Genomic DNA, 23,001 nt, shown 5'->3' with positions numbered 1-23,001 from the left:
ATATCGCAGCGACGACACGGTGGTACGCGTGGGGTGGAATGGAGAACTCCGTTTCCGGTGCCGGTGTTTCAAGGTTTCAAATGCGCTGCACAAGCTGCCGGTTGCGGTGCGCCCCAGCGCAGGAAGCGGCAACCGCTATGACCTGTTTTTCCTGCATCATCATTTCGGAACCATCAACCTGGACCATCCCGAATGAGCGGATCATGTGTTACCCATGTCCCCGCACACCTGTTACCCATGTCTCCGGTCCATACACCGCCGCAAAGAAAGTAGGTGCCGCCCCGCACAGGGGCAACGCCTGCATACCGACGCGAAAACAAGGAAAGGCCAAAGAACCCAGAACAAAGACAAAAAAAGCGGCCAATCAAATCAGCAACTCAAGCGAGTGATAAAGCCGCCTACGCTCAGGATTAGCAGAAGCCTCACCAGCATGAATCGCCTCCTTGAGGCACTCCAGAAAGCACTCAGCCGCAGCAGAAAGCGGCACACCGCGCCGGGCAACCACGCTCACCACCGTGCGATCCACCTCCTCCTGAAGCGCGAGCGCACGCAAATTGTCGCGCGCAAACCGCGTTTCCACCAACGGCCACGGAAAAATACTCACCATATCCGTGTTCATGATAAGCCCCATCGCCACCACGAACGAGTGCGCTAAATGCACGTTGTTCGGCATCGGGAGACCGTGACGCAGGAAAACATCGTCGGCGATCATCTCCTTGCTGGCCGGGTCCCAGTTGAGCAACCATTCGCAATCCTGAAGTTCTTTCAGCGATTGCGCATGCGAGAGCGGATGGTCCTTGCGTACCACCACGGCCGACTCCGTGGCGAAGATCGGCGTCTGCGTGAATTCCGCATGCAGCGAAGCGGGCCCGGGCTTGCCTAGCGAAAAGTCGAGCGACCCGTCGCGCAGCCGCGGCATCACGATATTGAGCAGGCCCTCGTAGAACTCAAGCTGCATGCCGGGCATGCGCTCGCGAAACAGCGTGACGGCGTCGGGCAAAAAGGACAGGGCGAGCCACGGCGTCACCCCGATCGCGAGCTTGCCGCCGCCGCGCCCGCGCCGCGCATCGAGTTCGTCCTGGGCGCGCGACATCTGGTGCACGACCAGCCGCGCATGAACGAGCAGCGCCTGTCCCGCCTCCGTGAAGGCGATGCCGTTCGCATTGCGCGTGACGAGCGCGATTTGCTGCTCGGCTTCGAGCTCGCGTACCGCTTTCGTTGCCGCCGCCGGCGAGATGCCAAGCGCACGCGCGGCCGCACGAATGCTGCCGGTATCGGCCATGGCGACGAGCGCGCGGAACTGATGAAACTTCATAGGGATAACCCGAGTGCGCACTTCTGGTTGGCGGGCCAACTATTTTAGGGCTGTCGGCCAAAAGGAGACGTCATTATTCTCAAGCGAATTCACACTCACGCTCGCCCTGGAGGGAATTCGTATGAACACGATGGCTATCCCGGCCGCAATCGCCGCGATCGAAGAGGAGATGATCGCGCTGCGCCACGTGATCCACGCGCATCCCGAACTGGGCTTCGAAGAATTCGTCACGAGCGACCTCGTCGCGCAGCGCCTCACCGAGTGGGGCTACGAGGTGCACCGCGGGCTGGGCGGCACCGGTGTCGTGGGCACGCTCAAGGTGGGCGAAGGCACTCAGCGCCTCGGTCTGCGCGCCGACATGGACGCGCTCCCCATCCACGAAAACACCGGCCTCGATTACGCGAGCCGCATTCCGGGCAAAATGCACGCGTGCGGCCACGACGGTCACACGGCCATGCTGCTCGCAGCGGCGAAACATCTCGCGCAGTCGCGCAACTTCAGCGGCACGCTGCACCTCATTTTCCAGCCCGCCGAAGAAGGCCTGGGCGGCGCGAAGCGTATGCTCGACGAAGGCCTTCTCGAACGTTTTCCCTGCGACGCCGTGTTCGCCATGCACAACATGCCGGGCTTTCCGACCGGCAAACTTGGCTTTCGCGCGGGGCCGTTCATGGCTTCATCGGACACGGTCATCATCGACATCGACGGGCGTGGCGGTCATGGCGCGGTGCCGCATAAGGCGATCGACCCGGTGGTGGTGTGCGCCAACGTCGTGCTCGCGCTGCAGACCATCGTGTCGCGCAACGTGCCGCCGCTCGACATGGCGATCGTCACCGTGGGCGCGATCCATTCGGGCGACGCGCCCAACGTGATTCCGCAAACCGCGCAGATGCGCCTCTCGGTGCGCGCGCTGCGCCCCGAAGTGCGTGACTTGCTGCAGGAGCGCATCACGTCGCTCGTGCATGCGCAGGCAAGCGCCTACGGCGCGACGACGCGCATCGACTATCAGCGCCGCTACCCGGTGCTCGTGAACGACGCGGCGATGACGGCGTTCGCGCAGGATGTGGCGCGCGACTGGCTCGGCGAAGACGGCCTCATCCACGACATGGCGCCGCTCACCGGCAGCGAGGACTTCTCGTTCCTGCTCGAGCGCTGCGCGGGCAGCTATCTCATCATCGGCAACGGCGACGGGGAGGGCGGCTGCATGGTGCACAACCCCGGCTACGACTTCAACGACGATTGCCTCGCCACCGGCGCGGCATACTGGGTGCAGCTCGCCGAACGCTTCCTGCGCGGCTGAAGCTCAAAGCCGGCGGGTAAACGCACCACGATACGAGACACGAGACACGAGACACGAGACACACGAGGAGACACCCGATGAACGCCACGTCGATTCAGGCGCCGGCCGCTGCCGCCCCGGCTTCCACGCGCCGCTCGCGCGCGAAGGCCATCTTCGCGATCACGCTCGGCAACGGGCTCGAGTTCTTCGACTTCACGGTCTACAGCTTCTTTGCGTCGATCATCGGCTCGCTGTACTTCCCGGTGCACGGCTCGCTGAACCAGTTGATGCTCGCCGTGGGCAGCTTTGGCGTGGGTTTCGTCGTGCGTCCGATCGGCGGCATCGTGATCGGTGCGTTTGCGGACCGCGTCGGCCGCAAGGCCGCCATGACGCTCACGCTCTGGCTCATGGCGCTCGGCTCGGCGCTCATCGCGTTCGCGCCCACTTATGCGCAGATCGGGCTCGCGGCGCCCGCACTGATCCTGCTCGCGCGTCTCGTGCAAGGCTTCGCGGTGGGCGGCGAAGTGGGCGCCTCGACATCGCTCCTGCTCGAATACGCCGACGACCGTTCGCGCGGTTTTTACGGCAGCTGGCAATTCGTGAGCCAGGGCCTGAACACGGTGTGCGGCGCGCTCATCGGCGTGGCGCTGTCCACCATGCTCTCGCAGGCCGCGCTCGAAAGCTGGGGCTGGCGCGTGCCGTTCGTGATCGGCATGCTCGTCGTGCCGGTGGGCGTGTACATCCGCCGTCATCTCGACGAAACGCTCGCGAACCCCGTCGAAGTCGAAGACGCCGAACCCGTGGCCGACGTGGCGCGGCCGCTGCGCGAGATTTTCGGGCGTCATCGCACGGCGCTCGTGGCGGGTGTCGTCACGACCATCGGCGGCACGGCGGCGAACTACATCGTGCTGTTTTACATGTCGACCTATGCGATCAAGATTCTCGGCCTGCCGATGTCGGTCGGCATGAGCGCGGCCCTCGTCGCGGCGCTCGTCACGGCAGTCTGCTCGCCGTTCGCCGGCTCGCTCTCCGACCGCCTGGGCCGCAAGTGGGTGATGGGTGTTTCGCGCGTGCTGCTGATCGCGGTGATCTATCCGGCCTTCATGGTCATTCACGCCATGCCGACCATCCCAACCGTGCTCGCGGTCGTGGCCGTGCTGGGCGCGATCGTCGCGTTCACGGCGGTCCCCAATATCGTGATGCTGCCCGAACTCTTTCCTCAGTCGATTCGCGTGACGGGCATGTCGGTGGTGTATTGCGTGGGCGTTTCGATCTTCGGCGGCTTCGCGCAGTTCTTCGCGACCTGGCTCATCAAGCTGCTCGACAATCCGCTCGCGCCCGCCTGGTATCTGATCGGCTGCGGCGCGGTCTCGCTGCTCGCGCTGCCGCTCATTCGCGAGCCGGCGGGTCGTCCGCTCGATTAACGCTTCTCTCTTCTGCCGCTACGCACTTTTAGCGGCCGCGCAGTGTTTGTTTACCCGACTTTTACGCGGCGCTGCCTAGAATCGGTTCGTGTTCAACTCGAGCGCGCCGCCCCGAACGACGGCGTGCGCACAACACGTATGCCGTCTATCGTCTCGCAGGGTCCGAATTCCCGCGGTTCCCGCTCCGCCGCCGCGCTGCGGCCCGTTCTCTCGCTGCACAATCCGGGCAAGCCCCTTCACCCGGCAACCCATCGCACGACAGTGCAACTGGTCGTGCGCGTGCCCACGAGCGAAGCGCAACTCGCTCGTTGCACGCTGCATGGTCTGGTTGGCAGCGCGCTCGGCGTGCATACAATCGATATCGATCGCCGCAGCGATCTCGCTTGCCTGCACGTGGAACTCGATCGCCGCCGTGTGGCCGAGGCCATGGCGCTGCTGATGCGCACGCTTTCGTGTGCGGAGTTCGGCTCGGTGCGCCGGCTCGATCGCGCCGCCTGATTCGCAGCGCGTGTCGCAACCGCTGCTGCGACGGCTGCGACATGCCTTGATGTTCTCCCGCCCGCCCTCCACGCGACGCACGTTCCGTGCGTCCGCAATCTCCGCTTTCCGCGCTCTCCCTTTGTTCCTACGCAAGCGTTGCGCATTTTCACGCGAACGTTAGCGAACGATTCCGTCATTTCGGATTTCGAAATGAATCCGGACACTATTGCTCCGCGAGTGCCGGTCTTTTCATCGAGTGCGACTTTTTGGCCGTCCTGATCCTGCGCTCTCCCGAAAAACAGTAGTATTCGCTCGAGCACCAAAGTCAGTTTGGCGATTTGGTTCGATTCGATCGCCCGCGCGCGCCTGATTTGGGGTTCGTCGGTCCAGCGCAGATCGTCGATAACAACGGAGAACAGCATGACTCACGGATTTCGGGTGGCCAGCTTGTGCCTGTCGCTGGGATTGCTGGTAAGCGTCGTTGCATGTCATGACAATAAACCTGCTGCTGAAACACGACCTGCCGCAAACGTCGACGTGATCAATGTTGCGCTGCGCGACGTGCCGGTGGTCTTCGAATACGTAGGGCAGACAGAAAGCTCGCAACAGGTCGAAATTCGCGCGCGAGTGAACGGTTTCCTCGAAAAGCGCGTGTATACGGAAGGCTCGCTGGTCCACGCGGGCGACGTGATGTTCGTCATGGACCGCAAACCCTTCGAGGCCGCGCTCGATGCCGCGCAGGCCGAGCTTGCGCAGCAGAAGGCGCGGCTCGTCACCGCGCAGGCCAACCTCAATCGCGTGCGTCCGCTCGCCGCGAAGAATGCGTTGAGCCAGAAGGATCTCGACGACTCGGTCGGCCAGGAGCAGGCGGCCGCCGCCGCGGTCGAAGGCGCGCGGGCGAATGTCATCAGCGCGACGCTCAATCTCGGCTATACGAAGATCGTTGCGCCAGTCACCGGTCTTTCGAGCTTTGCAAAGAAGCAGGACGGTTCGTATATCGATGCGAGCAACAGCCTGCTCACCTATGTGGCGAAGCTCGATCCCATGTGGATCAACTTCTCGCTCTCCGAGAACGAGATGCTCGATCTGCGCACGCAAACGCAGAACGGCACGCTCAAGCTGCCGCCCGTCGGCAAGCTCGAAGCGGTAATCGTGCTCGCCGACGGCAGCATCTATCCCGAACGCGGCCACATCGCGTTTACCGATGCCTCGCTCAGCTCGGAAACCGGCACCTACCTGATTCGCGCCGCCATGCCAAACCCCACGGGGTCGCTGCGGCCCGGTCAGTTCGTGCGTATCAAGCTGCTGGGCGCGCTGCGGACTTCCGCGGTGGCGGTGCCGCAGGCGGCGGTGCAGCAGGGGCCGCGCGGCGCGTATGTGTGGACCGTCGACAAGGACGGCAAGGCGCAGCAGCGCGTGGTCGAAACGGGTGAGTGGAACGGCAACGACTGGGTGATCAAGTCGGGTTTGCATCCGGGCGATCATGTCGTCATCGACAATACGCTGCGGCTCATGCCCGGTGCGCCGGTCAAGTCGAACCTCGTGGCGACGCCGCCCGCAACCGTCAATATTGGCGGGCCCGACGCCGGTGCAGGCGGCGGGGCGCAGGCGGGCGCGGCCGGAGCTTCGGGCCCGGCGGCTGCGAACGCGAATACCAACGCTCAAGCCAACGCTGGCACGAGCGCCGCTCAACCGGCCGCCGCATCCGGCGCTGCCGACGTGCTGGGCGAACACACCGCGCTTTACTTCGCGTCGGGCAGTTCGAGCCTCGACGCCCAGTCCGCCGACGCACTCGCAGCCGTGGCGCGCCGTCTCGTCGCGGAGCCGGGTATGCGCGTGGTGATTTCCGGCTACACCGATTCGAGCGGCTCGCAAGCCGCGAATGAGCGTCTCGCCGCCGCCCGCGCAGGGACGGTGCGTGCCGCGCTGGTCGTGGCCGGCGTGAAAACCGAGCGCATCGACATGCGCAAACCGGCGCGGATCGTCGCCGACGATCCACCCGACAAATCCCGCCGCGTGGACGTCACGTTCTCGCCCGCCGCGGGAGGCTGAGCGATGAAGTTCTCCCACTTCTTTATTGACCGGCCAATTTTCGCGTCGGTCCTCTCGATCGTGCTCGTCGTCGCCGGTCTGGTGTCGATGTTCAACCTGCCGATCGCGCAGTTTCCCGACATCGCGCCGCCTACCATTACGGTGAGCGCCACGTATCCGGGCGCGAGCGCCGACATCGTCGCGCAGAACGTGGCCGCGCCGATCGAGCAGCAGGTGAACGGCGCGGACAACATGATGTACATGAACTCGTCGAGTTCGTCGACGGGCAACATGACGCTCACGGTGTACTTCAATATCGGCACCGATCCGTCGCTCGCCCAGGTGGACGTGCAAAACCGCGTGAACCTCGCGCTGCCTTTCCTGCCCGACTCGGTGACCGCGCAAGGCGTGTCGGTGCAGAAGCGCTCGTCGGCGTTCATGATGGTGATCGCGATCTATTCGCCCGATAACGCCTACGATGCGGCCTATGTGGCGAACTACGCGAACGTCTACGTGCTCGACGCGCTCAAGCGTATTCCGGGCGCGAACCAGGCGTCGATCTTCGGTTCTGCTGATTATGCGATGCGCGTGTGGCTCAAGCCCGACCGCATGGCCAAGCTCGGCATTACCGTGGCCGACGTGCAGAACGCGATTGCGCAGCAGAACCAGCAGTTCTCTGCGGGGCGGCTCGGTCAGGCGCCGACCAGCAAACCGGTGAACCAGACGTTCCCGGTGACGACGAAGGGCCGCCTCACGGAGCCCGCCGATTTCGACAACATCATCCTGCGCGCGGCGTCGGGCGATGCGGCGATCGTGCGCCTCAAGGACATCGGCCACGCGGATCTGGGCGCCAAGGACTATTCGCTGCGCGGCCGCTACAACGGCAAGACGGCCACACTGCTCGCCGTGTATCAGCAGCCGGGCGCGAATGCGCTGCAGGTGGCCAAGCAGGTGCGTCAGACACTCGAACAGCTGAACAAGAGCTTTCCGCCTGGCCTCAAGTATGAAATCGCGCTCGATACGACCGAGTTCGTGCATGAATCCATCAACGAGGTGGTCCATACGCTGCGCGATGCGGTGATTCTCGTGATCATCGTGGTGTACATCTTCCTGCAAAGTTTCCGGGCGACGCTCGTGCCGCTGCTCGCGGTGCCCGTGTCGATCATCGGCGCGTTCATCGGCATGGAGGCGTTCGGCTTCTCGATCAACATGCTCACGTTGTTCGGCATGGTGTTGGCCATCGGCATCGTGGTGGACGACGCGATCGTGGTGATCGAAAACGTCGAGCGCAACATGACCGAATTCAAGCTGCCTCCAAAGGAAGCGGCCAAGCGCGCGATGGACGAAGTGAGCGGCCCGGTGGTGGCGATCGTGCTGGTGCTGCTCGCGGTGTTCATACCGGTGGCGTTCCTCTCGGGCATCACGGGGCAGCTCTACAAGCAGTTCGCGGTGACGATCGCGGTCTCGGTGGTGCTTTCGGGTATCGTCGCGCTCACGCTATCGCCCGCGCTCGCGGCCATCCTGCTCAAGCCGGGCGAGCACAAGAAGAACCGCTTTTTCCGCTGGTTCAACGAGAAGTTCGAGCGCCTGACCGAGGGCTATGGCAGCTGGGTGCAGACGGCGATACGCCGCGTGATCCTCTCCATCGGCCTGATCGTCGTGATGCTGATCGCGACCGTCGGCCTGTTCAAGCATATTCCATCGTCGTTCCTGCCCGTGGAGGATCAGGGCTATCTGTTCGGCGCGGTCGTGATGCCCGACGCGGCGAGTCTGGACCGCACCGGCGACCTGTCGAAAAAGGCGGAGGACTGGTTCGCGAAACAGCCTGCCGTGAGTTCGGTGGCGGCGCCGATCGGCTACAGCCTGATCGACTCGCAGTACAAGTCGAACGCGGGCACGCTGTTCGTGACGCTCAAGGGCTTCAAGGATCGCGGCGAAAACGGCACGGCGCAGGACTTGATCCGCGATGCCACCAAGGCGTTCTCCACCTTCAAGGACGGCGTAGTCGTACCGCTCAATCCACCGTCGATTCCGGGCCTCGGAACGACGGGCGGCTTCGAGTTCTGGCTGCAGAGCACCGGCGACGGCAGCTATCAGCAGCTCGAGGAAAAGGTGCGCCAGGTGATTGCGAAGGCACGCCAGAATCCGGCGCTGCGCGGCGTGAATTCGACCATCAACACGAATTCGCGCCAATTGCTCGTGGAAGTGGATCGGGAGCGGGCGGAAACGCTCGGCGTTCCGGTTCAGGACATCTATTCTGCACTCCAGACGATGTTCGGTTCCTTGTACGTGAGCCAGTTCCCGAAGGGCAGTCGTCTGTTCCAGGTGATCATCCAGGCCGAGCCGCAATACCGCTTGAGCCCGGACGATATCCAGCAGCTCTATGTGCGCAACCGCAACAACGACATGGTGCCGATCAAGGCCGTGACGACATCGCGTTTCGTGCCCGGGCCTGACATCGTCAACCGCTTCAACAACTTTCCGGCGGCGAAGATCACCGGCGACGCGGCGCCGGGCCACAGCTCGGGCGAGGCGATCGCGGCGATGGAGCAGATTGCCAACGAAGTGCTGGGCGAAGGCTACAGCTTTGAATGGAGCGGCCAGGCGTACGAAGAGAAGAAGGCCGGCTCGACGGCCGCGCTAGTGTTCGGCTTCGCACTGCTGATGGTGTTCCTCATTCTCGCGGCGCAGTACGAGAAGTGGTCGCTGCCGGTTGGCGTGCTGCTGGCCGTGCCGTTCGCGATCTTCGGGGCATTAGTGGGCATCTTGCTGCGCGGCATGGAGAACGACGTGTACTTCCAGATCGGCTTGACGGTGCTGATCGCGCTCGCGGCGAAGAACGCCATCCTGATCTTCGAGTTCGCCGTTGAAATGCGCGAGAAAGAGAACATGTCGCCGTACGCCGCCGCGTTGCACGCCGCCAAGCTGCGTCTGCGGCCGATCATCATGACTTCGCTCGCGTTCATCCTCGGCTGCGTGCCGCTCGCCATCGCCAGCGGCGCATCGGCCGCGAGCCGGCGCTCGCTCGGTACCGGCGTGATCGCGGGCATGCTCGGCGCCACGGTGATCGCGCTCTTCTTCATTCCGATGTTCTTCTGGGGACTCGAAACGCTCTCGTCGCGCAAGAAAGCGAACGCCACGCCGCATCCCGGCACGCCGCCCGTAGCGCCGCCTTCGCAGGAGGGCTGAGCGATGAAGACCCGTTCGAATTTGACGAATCGCGCGCTGCGTCCGCTTGGGCTCGCCATCGCGACGGCTTGCCTTGGCGCCTGCGCGGTCGGGCCCGACTATCATCGTCCGGCGGTCGAGACGCCGTCGACGTTTCGCTACGCCTCGCCGCAGGCGGAAGCCGTCGATACGACGCTCGACTGGTGGACGCAGTTCAACGACCCGGTGCTCAACGACCTCGTCGCCAGGGCGCTTACGCAGAATAAGGATCTGCGGATTGCTGCGGCACGCGTCGAGGAGTTCTACGGACGCTACGTCGTGACGCGCGCGGGCCTGTTCCCGCAGGTATCGGCGAACTTCGGTGCGTCGCGTAGCCGTGGCGTGCCGGCGCCCGGCTTCCCGCCTGTGGTCGGCAACCAGGTGGAGCTGAACGGCACGGTATCCTGGGAACTCGATTTATTCGGCCACTTGCGCAGGCTCACCGAAGCCGCGCGCGCCGATTATCTGAGTACGCAGTCTGCGCAGCAGGCCACGCGCATCGCCATCATCGCGAACGTGGCCACGTCGTATCTGCAACTGCGCGACTTCGACAATCAGCTCGTCATCGCGCAGGACACGCTCGAAAGCCGCAAGGGCGCGCTCGATCTCTTCAACGAGCGCTATGCGGGCGGTGTCGTTTCGCGGTTGCAGGTGAGCCAGGCGCAGTCGGAGTACCAATCGGCGCAGACCTCCGTGTACTCGATCCAGCAGCAGATCGCAACGCAGGAAGACGCCATCTCGCTGCTGCTGGGGCAGAATCCGGGGCCGATCGCGCGCGGCAAGTCGATCACCGAGCTCACGGCGCCCGCCATTCCCGCCGGCCTGCCGTCGACGCTGCTGGAGCGCCGGCCCGATATTCTGCAGGCCGAACAAACGCTCATTTCGGCGAATGCATCGATCGGCGCAGCGCGTGCGTTGTATTTCCCGCAGATTTCGCTCACGGGACTGTTCGGCGCCGCGAGCACGGCGCTTTCGGGGCTTTGGACTGGCCCCGCGCGCGTTTGGTCGTTCGCGGGCGCGGTCACGCAGCCGATTTTCGAGGGCGGTGCGATCGCGGGTGGCGTGCATCAGGCCGAAGCCGTGCAGCAGGAAGCGCTTTTCACTTACGAGCAGACGATCCAGCAGGCGTTCGCCGATGTCGAAAATGCGCTCGTGGGCGTCGCGCGCACACGCGATCAACTGGATTCGACGACGCGCCAGGTGGCCGCGCTCACGGAATACACGTCAGTCGCGCGCGATTTGTACGAAGGCGGCTATACGAGCTATCTGGAGGTGCTCGACGCCGAGCGCAGTCTCTTCAACGCGCAGTTGCAGCAGTCGTCGCTGCAGGACCAGGAACTCGCGCAGATCGTGAGCCTGTACAAGGCGCTCGGTTATGGCTGGACGCCGGCAGCGCCGCCGCCGGCGGCAGACAGCGCGAAGCCGTCGCAGTCCTGAGCCGCGACGGCTGCGCTTCGAGGCGGGGTGGCGAAGCGCGAACCCGGCGCGGGCGCGCCGGTTCGTTTCATGGAGATTCAGACATCAGCCAGCGCAGCGATTGCGGAGCGGGCTTGGTGGCTTTGGCGGTTTGCGGGGCTTTGGGCGCCGGCTTCGCGACTTTTTGCAGCTGGATGGGTCGGGCGGCGTTGACGGCGGTTGCGTGGCCGCCGGTTTGCGCGAGCGCAGCGGGGCTCGCCGACGCCAACGCGAAGAGCGCGGCGGCGAATATCGGGGCGAGGGGGCGAGTCATTTGGGTTCTCCCGCGTGGGCGAGCGGCCGGCGAAGGGGAAAGGGCCGACGCTGCAAGCGGGAGTATGTTCTGAGGATAACCACCACGCGTCCATCATTTGATGGAGAAACGCGTGGCCTGTGTGGGGAACCCCGCTTATGGAGTTCCGGTTTGATCCCTAGTCGGCGGGGCGACGGTCGGCGAGCGCTCGTTCGCAGTCCTTGAGCACTTGCAGGACGAGCTTGGCCTGGTAGTTCAGGTCGTCGGTGTCGAGAATTTCCTCGACGGCGTCGCGCGCCCAGACCGCGTCCACGAACCACGCGTGCTGCTGCGCGATATCCTGCGCCATGGCGGCGAGGCGCGCGATCGCGAGCCAGTCGGCCTCGCGCGCGTGACGGTCGAGCCACTTGTGCGCCGCCTGGACGTGAAAGGCCGCATTGGGCCAGGATTCGTTGAGATAGTAGGCCCCGAGGCTCCCGCAGGTGAGCCAGCAGAGCAGCTCCACGCGATCGCGCGGACTCAGATGGTGGCGTACATCACTCATGGCGACGCTCGCGAAAGTAACAGAGTTCGATTGACGGGTGCGTGCAGACTTCGAATCCGATGACAAAACGATATCACGGCTCGTGGAAAATCGCCTGCCCCGCACTGGCGCTGCACGCACGGGTGTTACATGGATAGCGTCGCCTGGCGGCGCGTTGTATGCAAACCAGGAGTGACACCAGGGCGCTGCGTGCCGTTGTGCGCTTTGCAGCGTTTCGCGTGCCTGCCCATCGCGCCCCATGATTCCCGCGTTCTTTTCACGCGCTTTTGCCGCCGGCTTTCCCGGCGAGCAGGGTGGCCGTGGCCACCGCGCCCATCGCGTTCGCCACGTCGAGCGCGGTGTTGCCCGCGGCGTCGTGCGCCGCCGGGTTCGCGCCGCGCGCGAGCAGCAGGTCGACGATATCGGAGCGGTTGAACATGGCGGCGATCATCAGCGCCGTGCGGCCGTCGGGAGAGGCACCTTCCACGTCGGCGCCGTTTTCCAGCAGGGCGCTGATCACGTCGGCAAAGCCCTTGAAGGCCGCGCCCGCGATCGGCGTTTGCCCGTTGTCGTTGCGCAGGTTGGGGTCGGCGCCGTGCTGCACGAGCGTGCGCACGGCGGCGGCGTGGCCGTGATAGCTCGCGAGCATCACGAGGCTGTCGCCTTTTTCGTTGCGCAGATTCGGCGGCAGGCCCTGTTCGATGAGCGTGGCGAGCGTGTTGGATTCGCCGCGGCGCGCGGTGTCGAATACCTGGCGCGCGAACTCGACGAAACGCGGATCGAGCTCGCCGCCGTCTTCGCCGGAGCCTGACGAAGACGATGAGGGTGGGGTAGGCGGCGCGCTGGCGGTCATGGCAGTCTCCTGGTTCGGATCGCAGATCGATTCGGGGCGGCGTGCCGCCGTCGAGGCTTGCCCATTGTCGCCGATCTTTGCGCGCCGCGAGGCCAGCGCGGCTCACGCGCGCCGCATGAAAAAAGGCGCTGCCGAACCGCTGCAAAGCGGCCGGCGCAGCGCCTTCTTTCGCGGCGGAACCGCTCGACGCTCAGGGCACGAGCCAGAGCGCCACGGCGTAGATCACGAGCGACACGGCGAACGTCACGGCGGTATAGCCCATCACGCGCTGGATGCGAATGCCCGCGATCGCGACGATCGGCACGGCCCAGAACGGCTGCAGCATGTTCGAGACGTTTTCGGCCATCGCCACGCCCATGGCAGTGCGCGGCACCGAGGCGTGCAGGCTCAGCGCGGCGGGCAGCACGAACGGCCCTTGCACGGCCCAGTGGCCGCCGGCGCTCGGCACGAGCAGCGTGATGATGAGCGAGCTCAGATAGCTCCAGAGCGGCAGCGAAAGCGGCGTGGCGATCGTGACGAAGGCCTTGGCGATCATCGAGGCGAGGCCGGTGCCCTTCATTACGCCCATGATGCCGCCGTACACGGGGTACTGCAGCAGCATGGAGCCGGTCTGGCGCGCGGCGCGGCGAATGGCGTTCGCGTAGGCGATAGGCGTGCGCTGCAGTGCGAGGCCGATCAGCAGGAAGATCAGGATTGTCGTGTTGATGTCGAGATCGAAACCTTTTTCGCTCCATTCCATCGCCAGATAACCTGCGCCGAGCACGATCAGCAGCAGCGTGCCGAGCATCGACTGCTCGAGGCGCGATGCGAACGAAGGCGTGCCGTTGCCGACGCGCGCGTGCGGGTCGTCGCTGGCGCCGGCGTCGTTCGCTTCGGCTTCGGCCGCCTCGCTGAACGGCGCCACGTGCTCGGGCTTCGGATGCATGCGGATGAAGATGAACGTCATCACGACCACCACGAGCACGGTGGGAATGAAGACGAACGGCGCGAAGACGGTCTGGCTGAGCGGAATCACGTGGCCGGTCGCCTTTTCCACGAGATTGAGCGCGTTGCCGTGCGAGGCCTGCGAGAGGGCGATCGAGCTGGAGAGCCCGCTATTGCAGATCGACCATGCCGAATAGCTGCCGGCTACGAGCCACGCGAAATCCACGTTCACGCGCTTCGCGATTTCACGCGAGAGCAGCGCGCCCACGATCAGGCCCAGGCCCCAGTTCAGCCACGCGGCGATGGCCACCACCGGAAACACCAGCAGCGCGGCGCGCGCCGGCGTTTGCGCCCTGGCCGCGAGCGCGCGCAGGACGCGCTGGATCACGGGCGCTTCGGCAATGGCGTAGCCCGTGGCGAGGATCAGGATCATCTGCAGCGCGAAGCCGAGAATGCCGAACGTACCTTCGTACCAGGCGCTGAGCAGCGTGGGGAGATTGCCGTGCGGCGCGATGACGAGCGCGAGCACGGCGACAAAGAAGGTGAGGCAGATGGACAGAACGAAGGGGTCGGGCATGACCCGCTCGAAAACATACACGAGGGCGGCGACGACACCCTGGCGGGAATCGCGCGTTTCAGTCTGGAGGTCTCTTTTCATGCTCTTTGCGCTAGTTCGTAGCGTGTCGCTACTGGCTGGCCGGAGCGGACAGGAGGCGTTGCTTGCGGGTAGTCCCCGCACCGTGCGGCTGGCGGGGCCAGGCGCGTAGGGGGCGGGGAGGCAGGTGCGGCTCCTCCATCAGCGAGAGGCGATGCCGCCCCGGCGCAGCGGGTTCATATCACGCCTTGCACGCGGGTATTTGCACGGCAAGACGACCAGCCCGTTATTGTTGTTCTCGTGTTCGTAACTCGAACACGGTTTCGATTATCGAACGACGCATTATTCGCTTCATGCCAAGTGGATGTCAAGGCTGCGATAGCACGCCGATGCAGGTTTTTAGCGCTAAATGATGGATAAATGTATGGCGTATGTAATGCTAATGAAATAGCAAAGATTTTCATAAGCGTCACGGAGACTACCTAAAATGCAAAAGCGGGAGGCACTTTCGCGCGCACGCAGACCCCTCACGATCACCTCACGAGCTGTAAATCACTGCATTCAGGAGACAGAAGATGACGATTCGTCTTGGAGAAGATGCACCCGATTTCACCGCGGAGACCACCGAAGGCAAGATCCGTTTCCACGAATGGATCGGCGACCAATGGGCCATTCTGTTTTCGCATCCGAAAGACTTCACGCCCGTTTGTACGACGGAACTCGGCTATATGGCGAAGCTCAAGCCGGAGTTCGACAAGCGCAACACGAAGATCATCGGTCTGAGCATCGACCCGGTGGACGACCATGCGAGGTGGGCGAAGGACATCGAGGAAACGCAGGGGAGCGCCGTCAATTATCCGATGATCGGCGACCCGGATCTGCACGTGGCGAAGCTCTACGACATGATTCACCCGAACGCGAGCGGCGCCAGCCCGCGCACGGCGGCCGACAACGCCACGATACGCGCGGTGTTTCTCATCGGGCCGGACAAGAAAGTGAAGGCGATGTTTGTCTACCCGATGAGTTCGGGCCGTAATTTCGACGAGGTGCTGCGCCTGCTCGATTCGCTGCAGCTCACGGCGAAGCACTCGGTGGCGACGCCGGTGAACTGGAAGCCGGGCGACGACGTCATCATCCCGACTTCGGTTTCCGACGATGCGGCCAGGCAGAAGTATCCGCAGGGCTTCAAGACGCTCAAGCCGTATCTGCGTACCGTTGCGCAGCCCAAGTAGCGTTTGGCAGGCCCAAAAAAAACGCGGCGCACTGGCAGTGCGCCGCGGATCACGGACCAGGCAAGCTCTCGCGTCTTACGCGGTCCGGACAGGGGAAGCTGACTGAATCAGTTCGAAGGCGTGGGCCGCCACTTGAGCAAACGATGCTCGAGCGCGGTGAGCACATAGTCGGCGGCCAGCGCGACTACGGCGAGCACGATCATCGCGGCGAACACGCCGCTTGCGTTGAACGCGCCCTGCGCCGTCGAGATCAGCAAACCGATGCCTTGCTTCGAACCCAGGAATTCACCCACCACGGCGCCGACCAGCGCGAAGCCGAAGCTCACGTGCAGGCTCGCGAGAATCCACGAAAGCGCTGAGGGAATCACGACCGAGGTCGTCACCTGGCGGCGCGACGCGCCGAGAATCTGCGCATTGGCGATCATGTAGCGGTCCGCTTCGCGCACGCCCTGGAACGCATTGGCGAACACGACGAAGAACACCATCACCACGGCGAGCGCCACTTTCGACGCCATCCCGAGCCCCAGCGCGATCACGAACACCGAGCCGAGCACCACGCGCGGAATCGAGTTGGCGATCTTGATGTAGAGGCTGAATACGTCGGAGAGCAGCTTGTTGCGGCCAAGCACGATGCCGCAGAACACGCCGGCCACCGAGCCGATGATGAAGCCAAGGCCCGTCTCTTCCAGCGTGACCCAGACCTGCGTGAGCAGGGGCCCTTGCGAGGTGCCGTTCACGAACCAGTCGATGATCTGATCAAAGATGGCCGTGGGCATCGAGAAGAAGAACGGGTCGATCCATTTGAGGCGCGCGGCGAGTTCCCAGCCGCCGAGCACGACGACGAGCACGAGAATACGCAGCGAAATGACGAGCAGATTGCGCTGACGAATGCGCTTTTGCGCAGCGCGCTCGACGGCGTCGAGCGAGGCGGCATCGAGGCCTTGCGGCAGGGTTTGTTGCGGGGTGGACATAGTGAACGGCTCCGGTGTTAGGCGATCTGCACTTCTTCGCGCAGGTCGTGCCAGATCTGGCGCGACAGTTCGACGAAGTGCGGCGCGTAGCGGATTTCGGACGTCACGCGCGGGCGCGGCAGATCGATCTCGTAGACCTTCTTGAGCGTGGCCGGGCGCGCGGTGAGCACGAACACGCGGTCGGCGAGCGCAATGGCTTCTTCGAGGTCGTGCGTGACGAATACGACCGACCCCGTGCCGCCCCACAGCTGCAGCAGCTCGTCCTGCATGAGCGTGCGCGTTTGCATGTCGAGCGCCGAGAACGGCTCGTCCATCAGCAGGATTTCGGGCTTGTTGATGAACGTCTGCGCAAGCGCCACGCGCTTGCGCATGCCGCCCGAAAGCTGATGAGGATAGTGCTTGCCGAAGTTGGCGAGGCCCACGCGGCGCAGCCATTCGTTGGCTTCGTCGTAGGCGGCCGATTTCGAGCGGCCGCGATAGAGCGGACCGGCCGCCACGTTGTCGAGCACCGAGCGCCACGGGAACACCGCGTCGGCCTGGAACACGAAGCCGATGCGCGGATCGATGCCGTTCACGGGCGCGCCCATCACGCGCACTTCGCCCGTGGTGGGTTTGAGCAGGCCCGTGATCATGCTGAGCGTGGTGGACTTGCCGCAGCCCGTGGGCCCGACGATCGCGACGAACTCGCCGCGCGCGACCGACATGCTGAAGTCGCGCAGGGCGACCGTCGCCTTGCCGTCCGGTGAAATGAAGCGGCACGAAACATTGCGCAGCTCGATGGCCGGCGTGCCTTGGGAATGGGAGGAAGTCATTATTTCAGTGGGCTGAACGTGGGGCCGATTGCGTTTTACTTCGACGCCGTGGCGGTCGGAGCCGGCAGATAGTCGTTCGAGTAAGTCTTCGCGAGGTCGATGTGCTTGCCCTTCACCGAAGGATTGAACGCCGAGAGCACCTTGAGCACCGTATCCGGGCCGTCGGCGGGCATGCGGCCGTCCTTCGTGAACATCGGCAGCGAGGACTTCAGCGCGGCCACGTAGAGATCCTGGCTGTTGCCGTAGTAGTCCTTCGGCATCTTCGCGGCGATTTCATCGGCGCTATGCGTGGCGATGAAGTTGAGCGTGCGCGAGAACGCGTGCGCGAGCTTCGTCGCTTCTTCCTTGTGCGACTGCGCCCAGGCGCGCTGCACGTAGAAGCTCGAAGCGGGGTAGGTGCCGCCGAGCGCAGCGCGCGTGCCTTCGAGCGTGCGCATGTCGACGAGCACCTTGGCGTCGCCGGTTTGCAGCAGACGCGAGACGGTGGGTTCCGTCGTCATGCCCGCGTCGATGCGGTTCTGCTTGATCGCCGCGATGAAGGTGTTGTCTGCGCCCACCGGCAGCAGCGTGTACTGGTTGGAGGGCACGCCCGAGCGCTGTGCGAGGTACTGCGTGAGGAAGCTCGTGGAGGAGCCAAGGCCCGTCACGCCGAGCGTCTTGCCCTTCACGTCGGCCATGCTCTTGACCGTGCCGGCTGCCGCGTTCGACACCATTTCCACTTCGCCGGGCACCTGGCCGAACACTACGAGCGTTTGCACTTCCTTGCCCTTGCTCTGCAGGTCGATGGTGTGATCGTAGAAGCCCACCACGCCTTGCACCGCACCCGCGAGCAGTTCGTTCTCCGCGTCCACGCCGGCCGGCTGCGACTGCAGTTCGACGTCGAGGCCTTCGTCCTTGAAGTAGCCGAGCTGCTCGGTCAGTTTGGCGGGGAGATAGATGATCTTGGTTGCGCCGCCAACCATGATCGTGATCTTTTCCGCGTGGGCAGCCGTGGAACCGGCGGCGAGGGCGAACGCGACACTCGATACGGCGGCGATCTGGCGCAAGGTAGGCATCGTGGAGTCTCCTGAGGGTGGTGCGCCGTGCATGCGGCGCTTTTTGGTGGATGGAGCCGATTATAAAAACCGTAAGCCTTCTGCCAGCCTTCGGGCGCCGTGCAAAATCGTCCGTGTTAACCCGCAGGGCGGCGATGCGCCGGCAACGGCACAATCGATTCCCCTGAAACGGCCTTCGCCTTTGCCCGTACCCGCCCATGAAGTTGCTGCTGATCGAAGACAATCCGACGCTTGCACACTGGCTCGTCAAGACGCTGGAGGAGCAGGCGTTCGCCTTCGACGCCGTGCAGGACGGCGAAGCCGCCGACCATTTGCTGCGGTCCAATCACTACGATGTGGTGCTGCTCGACCTCAATTTGCCGAAGCTCTCGGGCAAGAACGTGCTGCGGCGGCTGCGCCAGCGCGGCGACGCGACACCCGTGATGGTGCTTACGGCAAGCGGCTCGATCGACGAAAAGGTGGAGCTGCTCGGCGCCGGCGCCGACGACTATCTCGTCAAGCCCTTCGAGGTGCGCGAACTGGTGGCGCGCATCAAGGTGCTGATTCGCCGGCAAACGCCCGCGCGCGCGAATGAAATCGGCTGTGGGGACCTCGTGTTCGACCTCAACACGCGCCAGTTCACGCTGAAGGGCGCGCCGCTGAACGTCACGCCGCGCGAGCGCACGGTGCTCGAAACGCTGGCACTGCGCCTCGGCCAGACCGTGTCGAAGGCCGCGCTCGTCGACGCAATCTTCACGCTCGCCGACGAACCCAGCGAGGACGCCATCGAAATCTACGTGTCGCGGCTGCGCAAGAAGCTCGAAGGCAGCTCGGCCGTGATCGTGACACTGCGCGGCCTGGGCTACTTGCTGCGCAGGAAGGATGAAACGCTATGACGACTTGCGCGTGCCGACATGACGGGTAGCCTGCGCGTTCGCCTGCTGTGGTGGATGCTCGTGCCGCTCGCGCTCTACGTGAGTTTTACGGCGACCTCCGAGTATCGCGCTGCGCGCCATACTGCCGATCTGGTGCAGGACGGCGGGCTGCTGTCGTCCGCACGCATGATCGCCGGTTCCGTGCAATGGGCCGATGGCGCGTTGCGCGCCGACGTGCCGCCCGCGGCGCTCGAACTCTTCGCCTCGCCGCAGCAGGACCAGGTGTTCTACAACGTGCACGTGGAGGGCGGCTCGCTGCTCGCGGGCATGCCCGACTTTCCGCATGCGGCCTCGGCGCCCGCCGTCGATTCGCCCGTCGCGTACGACGCCGGGCTGCGCGGTCAGGCCGTGCGCGCCGTGAGCGTGGTGCGCTCCATGTACGACAACGGCCACGTCTGGCGCGTGCGCGTCTCGGTGGGCAAAACCGAGCGCTCGCGCGACGCGATGGTGGAGGCGCTCTGGCGTCCCCAGCTCTATCGCCAGATCGGCATGGTGATGCTGGCCGTGGCGCTCGCCTGCATCGGTCTCACGTTCGAGCTGCGGCCGCTCATGAAGCTCAAGAACGACGTGGCGGACCGCGATCCTTCGCACCTCGAACCCATTCGCGCCGAAGGGCTGCATGCCGAACTGCGGCCCGTCGTGGACGCCATCAATCAATGCATTGCGCGCCTTTCGGCGCAGACGGCGGCGCAGCGCCGCTTCATCGCCGATGCCGCGCACCAGCTGCGCACGCCGCTCACGCTGCTCGGCACGCAGTTGCAGTACGCGCGCCAGCAAAAAGCCGTCGATCCCGCGCTCGACGAAGTGCTGGCGGCCATGCACGTGAGCAACCGCTCGATGGTCGCGCTCACGAACCAGTTGCTGCTGCTCGCGCAGGCCGAGGCGCTCGACCCCGCGCAATTGCCGGCCGCGCCCGTCGACATGGCGCAGCTCGCGCGCGAAGTGGTCGAGGCGCTCGCGCTGCTCGCGCAGACGCGCGGCATCGATCTCGGCGCGGAGTTGCCGCGCGAGGCGGGCGAGGCGGTGGTGCAGGGGCATCGCGAGCTGTTGCGCGCGATGGTCAGCAATCTCGTGGATAACGCGCTGCGCTACACGCCGGCTGGCGGGCACGTCACCGTGTCGGTGCGGGCGAGCGGCGAGATGGTCGCGCTCGAAGTGCTCGACGACGGCCGCGGCATTCCCGCGGAAGCGCGGGCGCGCGTTTTCGAGCCTTTCTTCCGCGCCGCCGTCGGGACCGAAGGCACGGGCCTTGGTCTTGCGATCGTGCGCGAGATCGCGCAGTCGCATCGTGGCGCGGTGAGCCTGAGTCCGGGCGCGGACGGGCGGGGCGTGCGCGCCTGCGTGGTGCTCGCGCGCTGGCAGCCCGCGCTCGTGGCCGAGCCGGAAAAGGAGCCGCTTTAAGGGGCGGTACAATGTGGCCGCCTGAAGCTGCAAGCCCGCGCCGCGCCCGGCGGCCATCGCTGCGGCGACCTCCCGTTCATTCGAAGATCGAGACCATGCAAAAGAAGACGGTCAGCAGTGCCCCGTTGCCCGCCTATGAGCAGATCAAGCGCCATGTGCTCGCGCAGATCGAAAGCGGCGCCTTGCGGCCCGGCGACGTGGTGCCTTCCGAAACGGAACTGGTGAAAGAGTTCGGTGTGGCGCGCATGACGGTGTCGCGCGCGCTGCGAGAACTGATGGCCGAAGGCGTGCTGAACCGGGTGCGCGGCTCGGGCACGTACGTCGCGCCGCGCCAGTACGAATCGACGGTGCTGCAGATCCGCAATATCGCCGACGAAATCGCGGCGCGCGGCCATCGGCATGCGGCGCGTGTGCTGGGGCTGGAGGCGAGCGACGATCCGAACGCGATCGCGGCGCTCGAACTCGACGCCGGGCCGGTGTTCCACTCGCGCATCGTGCACAGTGAAGAGGGCGAGCCGATCCAGTACGAGGACCGCTACGTGAACCCCGAGGTGTTCCCCGACTACCTCGCCCAGGACTTCACCGTCGAAACGCCGAATCACTACATGGTGCGCCTCGCGCCGATCCAGCGCGCGGAATTCCGCATTTACGCGCAGAAGCCCGATGCGCGCGTGCGGCAGTATCTGGAGATGGAAATCGGCGAGCCTTGCCTGCTGTTGCTGCGGCGCACGTGGGTGGGGCGTCATGTGGCGACTTCCGTGCGCCTGTGGCATCCGGCTTCGCGGTTTCATCTGGCGGGTACTGTTTGAGCCTGGGCGGCGAGGTCGCTCACTTCTTGCTTACTTGCTGAACTGCAGTCCACCGGACGCTCGAGCGCTCCGTCCCTCTTGATCCCTGCCCGCATCAAGCCCGCCACTTTCGTTTGCGTGGGCGGTCTGGCCGCGTCTACAGACCATGCACTGTGTCGGGCTGTTTGCAGACATCTTGTCTAGACAAAGCTTCGCGGCTCGCCTGCCCGTTTCTTCGCTCCGATAAGCCGAACTCGGCGAGTTTCGTCAGGGTAACTACTAACCCACGTTTTTTTGAAACGAGTTGTATATACAACTTGGCGGCGTTAGACTTAACCCACGTTGCAGCGCTCATTGCATCTCCGCGGGCGCAGCCCTCCACCTCCAGCTTGCTATCCAGACTCGACGGACTCGAACAAATGAACCAACCGAACTTCACCGACCCGCGCCTCGACCCGACCCGCACGATCCGCGCGCCGCGCGGCAGCGAGAAGGTCTGCAAGACCTGGCTGGCGGAAGCCGCCTACCGGATGCTCCAGAATAATCTGGACCCCGAGGTCGCCGAGCATCCGCATGCGCTTGTGGTGTACGGCGGCATCGGCCGTGCCGCGCGCAACTGGGAGTGCTTCGACCAGATCCTCGCGTCGCTCAAGGACCTGAACGAGGACGAGACGCTGCTGATCCAGTCGGGCAAGCCGGTCGGCGTGTTCCGCACCCATGCCGACGCCCCGCGCGTGCTGCTCGCGAACTCGAACCTCGTGCCGCACTGGGCCACGTGGGAACACTTCCACGAACTGGACCGCAAGGGCCTGATGATGTACGGCCAGATGACCGCGGGCAGCTGGATCTATATCGGCTCGCAGGGCATCGTGCAGGGCACGTACGAAACGTTCTATTCGGTCGCGAACCAGCACTTCAACGGCGACCCGAAGGGCCGCTGGATCCTCACGGGCGGCCTCGGCGGCATGGGCGGCGCACAGCCGCTCGCGGCGACGATGGCGGGCTTCTCGATGATCGCGGTGGAATGCGACGAGACGCGCATCGACTTCCGCCTGAAGACGCGCTACGTGGACCGCAAGGCCAAGACCATCGACGAGGCGCTGGCCATCGTCGAGGAAGCGAAGCGCACGGGCAAGCCGGTTTCGGTGGGCCTGCTCGGCAACGCCGCCGATGTCTTCGCCGAGTTCGTGAAGCGCGGCATCACGCCTGACTGCGTGACCGACCAGACGAGCGCGCATGACCCGATCAACGGCTACCTGCCGCAGGGCTGGACCGTGGAGCAGTGGCGTGAAGCGCAGAAGGTCGCGCCGGAAAGCATCGTGAAGGTCGCGAAGGAATCGATGGCCCACCAGGTGCGCGCGATGCTTACGCTGCAGGAGCGCGGCGCGGCCACGCTCGACTACGGCAACAACATCCGCCAGATGGCACTCGAAATGGGCGTGGACAACGCGTTCGATTTCCCGGGCTTCGTGCCGGCATATATCCGTCCGCT

At 64.7% G+C, this 23,001-nt stretch carries 19 protein-coding genes and 1 pseudogene; 12 read left to right on the top strand and 8 right to left on the bottom strand.

Going from position 1 to position 23,001, the window contains the following annotated elements:
* Positions 1 to 196: pseudogene (locus tag BFD71_RS40065) on the top strand (IS481 family transposase); the annotation flags it as partial.
* A gap of 168 nt (positions 197 to 364) precedes the next feature.
* On the opposite strand, the gene BFD71_RS37940 reads toward BFD71_RS40065, so the two are convergent.
* Positions 365 to 1,315, bottom strand: coding sequence for a LysR substrate-binding domain-containing protein (locus BFD71_RS37940; RefSeq protein ID WP_028205070.1), 951 nt, complete (start codon positions 1,313 to 1,315; stop codon positions 365 to 367).
* Positions 1,316 to 1,436: 121 nt separating this feature from the next.
* Between BFD71_RS37940 and BFD71_RS37935 the strand changes: the two genes are divergently transcribed.
* The 6 genes from BFD71_RS37935 to BFD71_RS37910 all read left to right on the top strand — a co-directional run bounded on the left by BFD71_RS37935 (position 1,437) and on the right by BFD71_RS37910 (position 11,170).
* Positions 1,437 to 2,612 carry a M20 aminoacylase family protein gene (locus BFD71_RS37935; protein ID WP_069269308.1) on the top strand — a complete coding sequence of 392 codons (1,176 nt, stop codon included), beginning with the start codon at positions 1,437 to 1,439 and terminating at the stop codon, positions 2,610 to 2,612.
* Positions 2,613 to 2,689: 77 nt separating this feature from the next.
* Complete coding sequence (locus BFD71_RS37930) at positions 2,690 to 4,015, top strand: MFS transporter (protein ID WP_069269307.1); 1,326 nt, start codon at positions 2,690 to 2,692, stop codon at positions 4,013 to 4,015.
* A 123-nt stretch (positions 4,016 to 4,138) separates the two neighbouring features.
* The gene (locus BFD71_RS40060) at positions 4,139 to 4,513 is read left to right on the top strand and encodes a hypothetical protein (protein ID WP_141710956.1); all 375 of its coding nucleotides are present in this window, start codon (positions 4,139 to 4,141) and stop codon (positions 4,511 to 4,513) included.
* 519 nt (positions 4,514 to 5,032) lie between these two features.
* Complete coding sequence (locus BFD71_RS43030) at positions 5,033 to 6,547, top strand: efflux RND transporter periplasmic adaptor subunit (protein ID WP_370684354.1); 1,515 nt, start codon at positions 5,033 to 5,035, stop codon at positions 6,545 to 6,547.
* Between the two features lie 3 nt (positions 6,548 to 6,550).
* Positions 6,551 to 9,715, top strand: coding sequence for an efflux RND transporter permease subunit (locus BFD71_RS37915; protein WP_069269306.1), 3,165 nt, complete (start codon positions 6,551 to 6,553; stop codon positions 9,713 to 9,715).
* A gap of 3 nt (positions 9,716 to 9,718) precedes the next feature.
* Positions 9,719 to 11,170: an efflux transporter outer membrane subunit gene (locus BFD71_RS37910; protein WP_069269305.1), complete on the top strand. Its 1,452-nt coding sequence runs from the start codon at positions 9,719 to 9,721 to the stop codon at positions 11,168 to 11,170.
* Positions 11,171 to 11,237: 67 nt separating this feature from the next.
* Here the strand turns inward: BFD71_RS37910 and BFD71_RS37905 are convergent, their stop codons facing one another.
* From BFD71_RS37905 to BFD71_RS37890, 4 genes are all read right to left on the bottom strand, one after another.
* A complete protein-coding gene (locus tag BFD71_RS37905; RefSeq protein WP_069269304.1) occupies positions 11,238 to 11,462 on the bottom strand; it encodes a hypothetical protein in 225 nt (74 codons plus the stop codon).
* A 157-nt stretch (positions 11,463 to 11,619) separates the two neighbouring features.
* Positions 11,620 to 11,985: a hypothetical protein gene (locus tag BFD71_RS37900; protein WP_028205078.1), complete on the bottom strand. Its 366-nt coding sequence runs from the start codon at positions 11,983 to 11,985 to the stop codon at positions 11,620 to 11,622.
* Between the two features lie 256 nt (positions 11,986 to 12,241).
* Positions 12,242 to 12,817: an ankyrin repeat domain-containing protein gene (locus BFD71_RS37895; protein ID WP_069269303.1), complete on the bottom strand. Its 576-nt coding sequence runs from the start codon at positions 12,815 to 12,817 to the stop codon at positions 12,242 to 12,244.
* 190 nt (positions 12,818 to 13,007) lie between these two features.
* Positions 13,008 to 14,399 (bottom strand): short-chain fatty acid transporter, encoded by a 1,392-nt coding sequence (locus BFD71_RS37890; protein ID WP_069269302.1) that lies wholly within the window; start codon positions 14,397 to 14,399, stop codon positions 13,008 to 13,010.
* Positions 14,400 to 14,911: 512 nt separating this feature from the next.
* Here BFD71_RS37890 and BFD71_RS37885 point away from each other — a divergent pair.
* Positions 14,912 to 15,568, top strand: a complete 657-nt coding sequence (locus BFD71_RS37885; RefSeq protein WP_069269301.1) for a peroxiredoxin — start codon at positions 14,912 to 14,914, stop codon at positions 15,566 to 15,568.
* A 107-nt stretch (positions 15,569 to 15,675) separates the two neighbouring features.
* Here the strand turns inward: BFD71_RS37885 and BFD71_RS37880 are convergent, their stop codons facing one another.
* Genes BFD71_RS37880 through BFD71_RS37870 form a run of 3 tightly spaced genes read right to left on the bottom strand, consistent with a single transcriptional unit; the run spans position 15,676 to position 18,406 of the window.
* Positions 15,676 to 16,539 (bottom strand): ABC transporter permease, encoded by an 864-nt coding sequence (locus tag BFD71_RS37880; RefSeq protein ID WP_069269300.1) that lies wholly within the window; start codon positions 16,537 to 16,539, stop codon positions 15,676 to 15,678.
* Between the two features lie 17 nt (positions 16,540 to 16,556).
* Positions 16,557 to 17,351 (bottom strand): ABC transporter ATP-binding protein, encoded by a 795-nt coding sequence (locus BFD71_RS37875; protein ID WP_069269299.1) that lies wholly within the window; start codon positions 17,349 to 17,351, stop codon positions 16,557 to 16,559.
* Positions 17,352 to 17,386: 35 nt separating this feature from the next.
* The gene (locus BFD71_RS37870) at positions 17,387 to 18,406 is read right to left on the bottom strand and encodes an ABC transporter substrate-binding protein (protein WP_069269298.1); all 1,020 of its coding nucleotides are present in this window, start codon (positions 18,404 to 18,406) and stop codon (positions 17,387 to 17,389) included.
* A 197-nt stretch (positions 18,407 to 18,603) separates the two neighbouring features.
* Here BFD71_RS37870 and BFD71_RS37865 point away from each other — a divergent pair, with 197 nt between their 5' ends.
* The 4 genes from BFD71_RS37865 to hutU all read left to right on the top strand — a co-directional run.
* Positions 18,604 to 19,281, top strand: a complete 678-nt coding sequence (locus tag BFD71_RS37865; RefSeq protein ID WP_069269297.1) for a response regulator — start codon at positions 18,604 to 18,606, stop codon at positions 19,279 to 19,281.
* Positions 19,282 to 19,299: 18 nt separating this feature from the next.
* Entirely contained in the window at positions 19,300 to 20,721 is a 1,422-nt protein-coding gene (locus BFD71_RS37860; protein WP_069269296.1) for a sensor histidine kinase, read from the top strand.
* Between the two features lie 95 nt (positions 20,722 to 20,816).
* The gene (hutC, locus tag BFD71_RS37855) at positions 20,817 to 21,530 is read left to right on the top strand and encodes a histidine utilization repressor (RefSeq protein ID WP_069269295.1); all 714 of its coding nucleotides are present in this window, start codon (positions 20,817 to 20,819) and stop codon (positions 21,528 to 21,530) included.
* Between the two features lie 398 nt (positions 21,531 to 21,928).
* Positions 21,929 to 23,001 (top strand): urocanate hydratase (hutU, locus tag BFD71_RS37850; RefSeq protein ID WP_069269294.1); only part of this gene is annotated, 1,073 nt, incomplete at its 3' end.

The organism is Paraburkholderia nodosa (genome assembly GCF_001718195.1).
In the GTDB taxonomy this organism is placed as follows: domain Bacteria; phylum Pseudomonadota; class Gammaproteobacteria; order Burkholderiales; family Burkholderiaceae; genus Paraburkholderia; species Paraburkholderia nodosa_A.
This window is presented reverse-complemented; position numbering and strand designations above follow the sequence as displayed.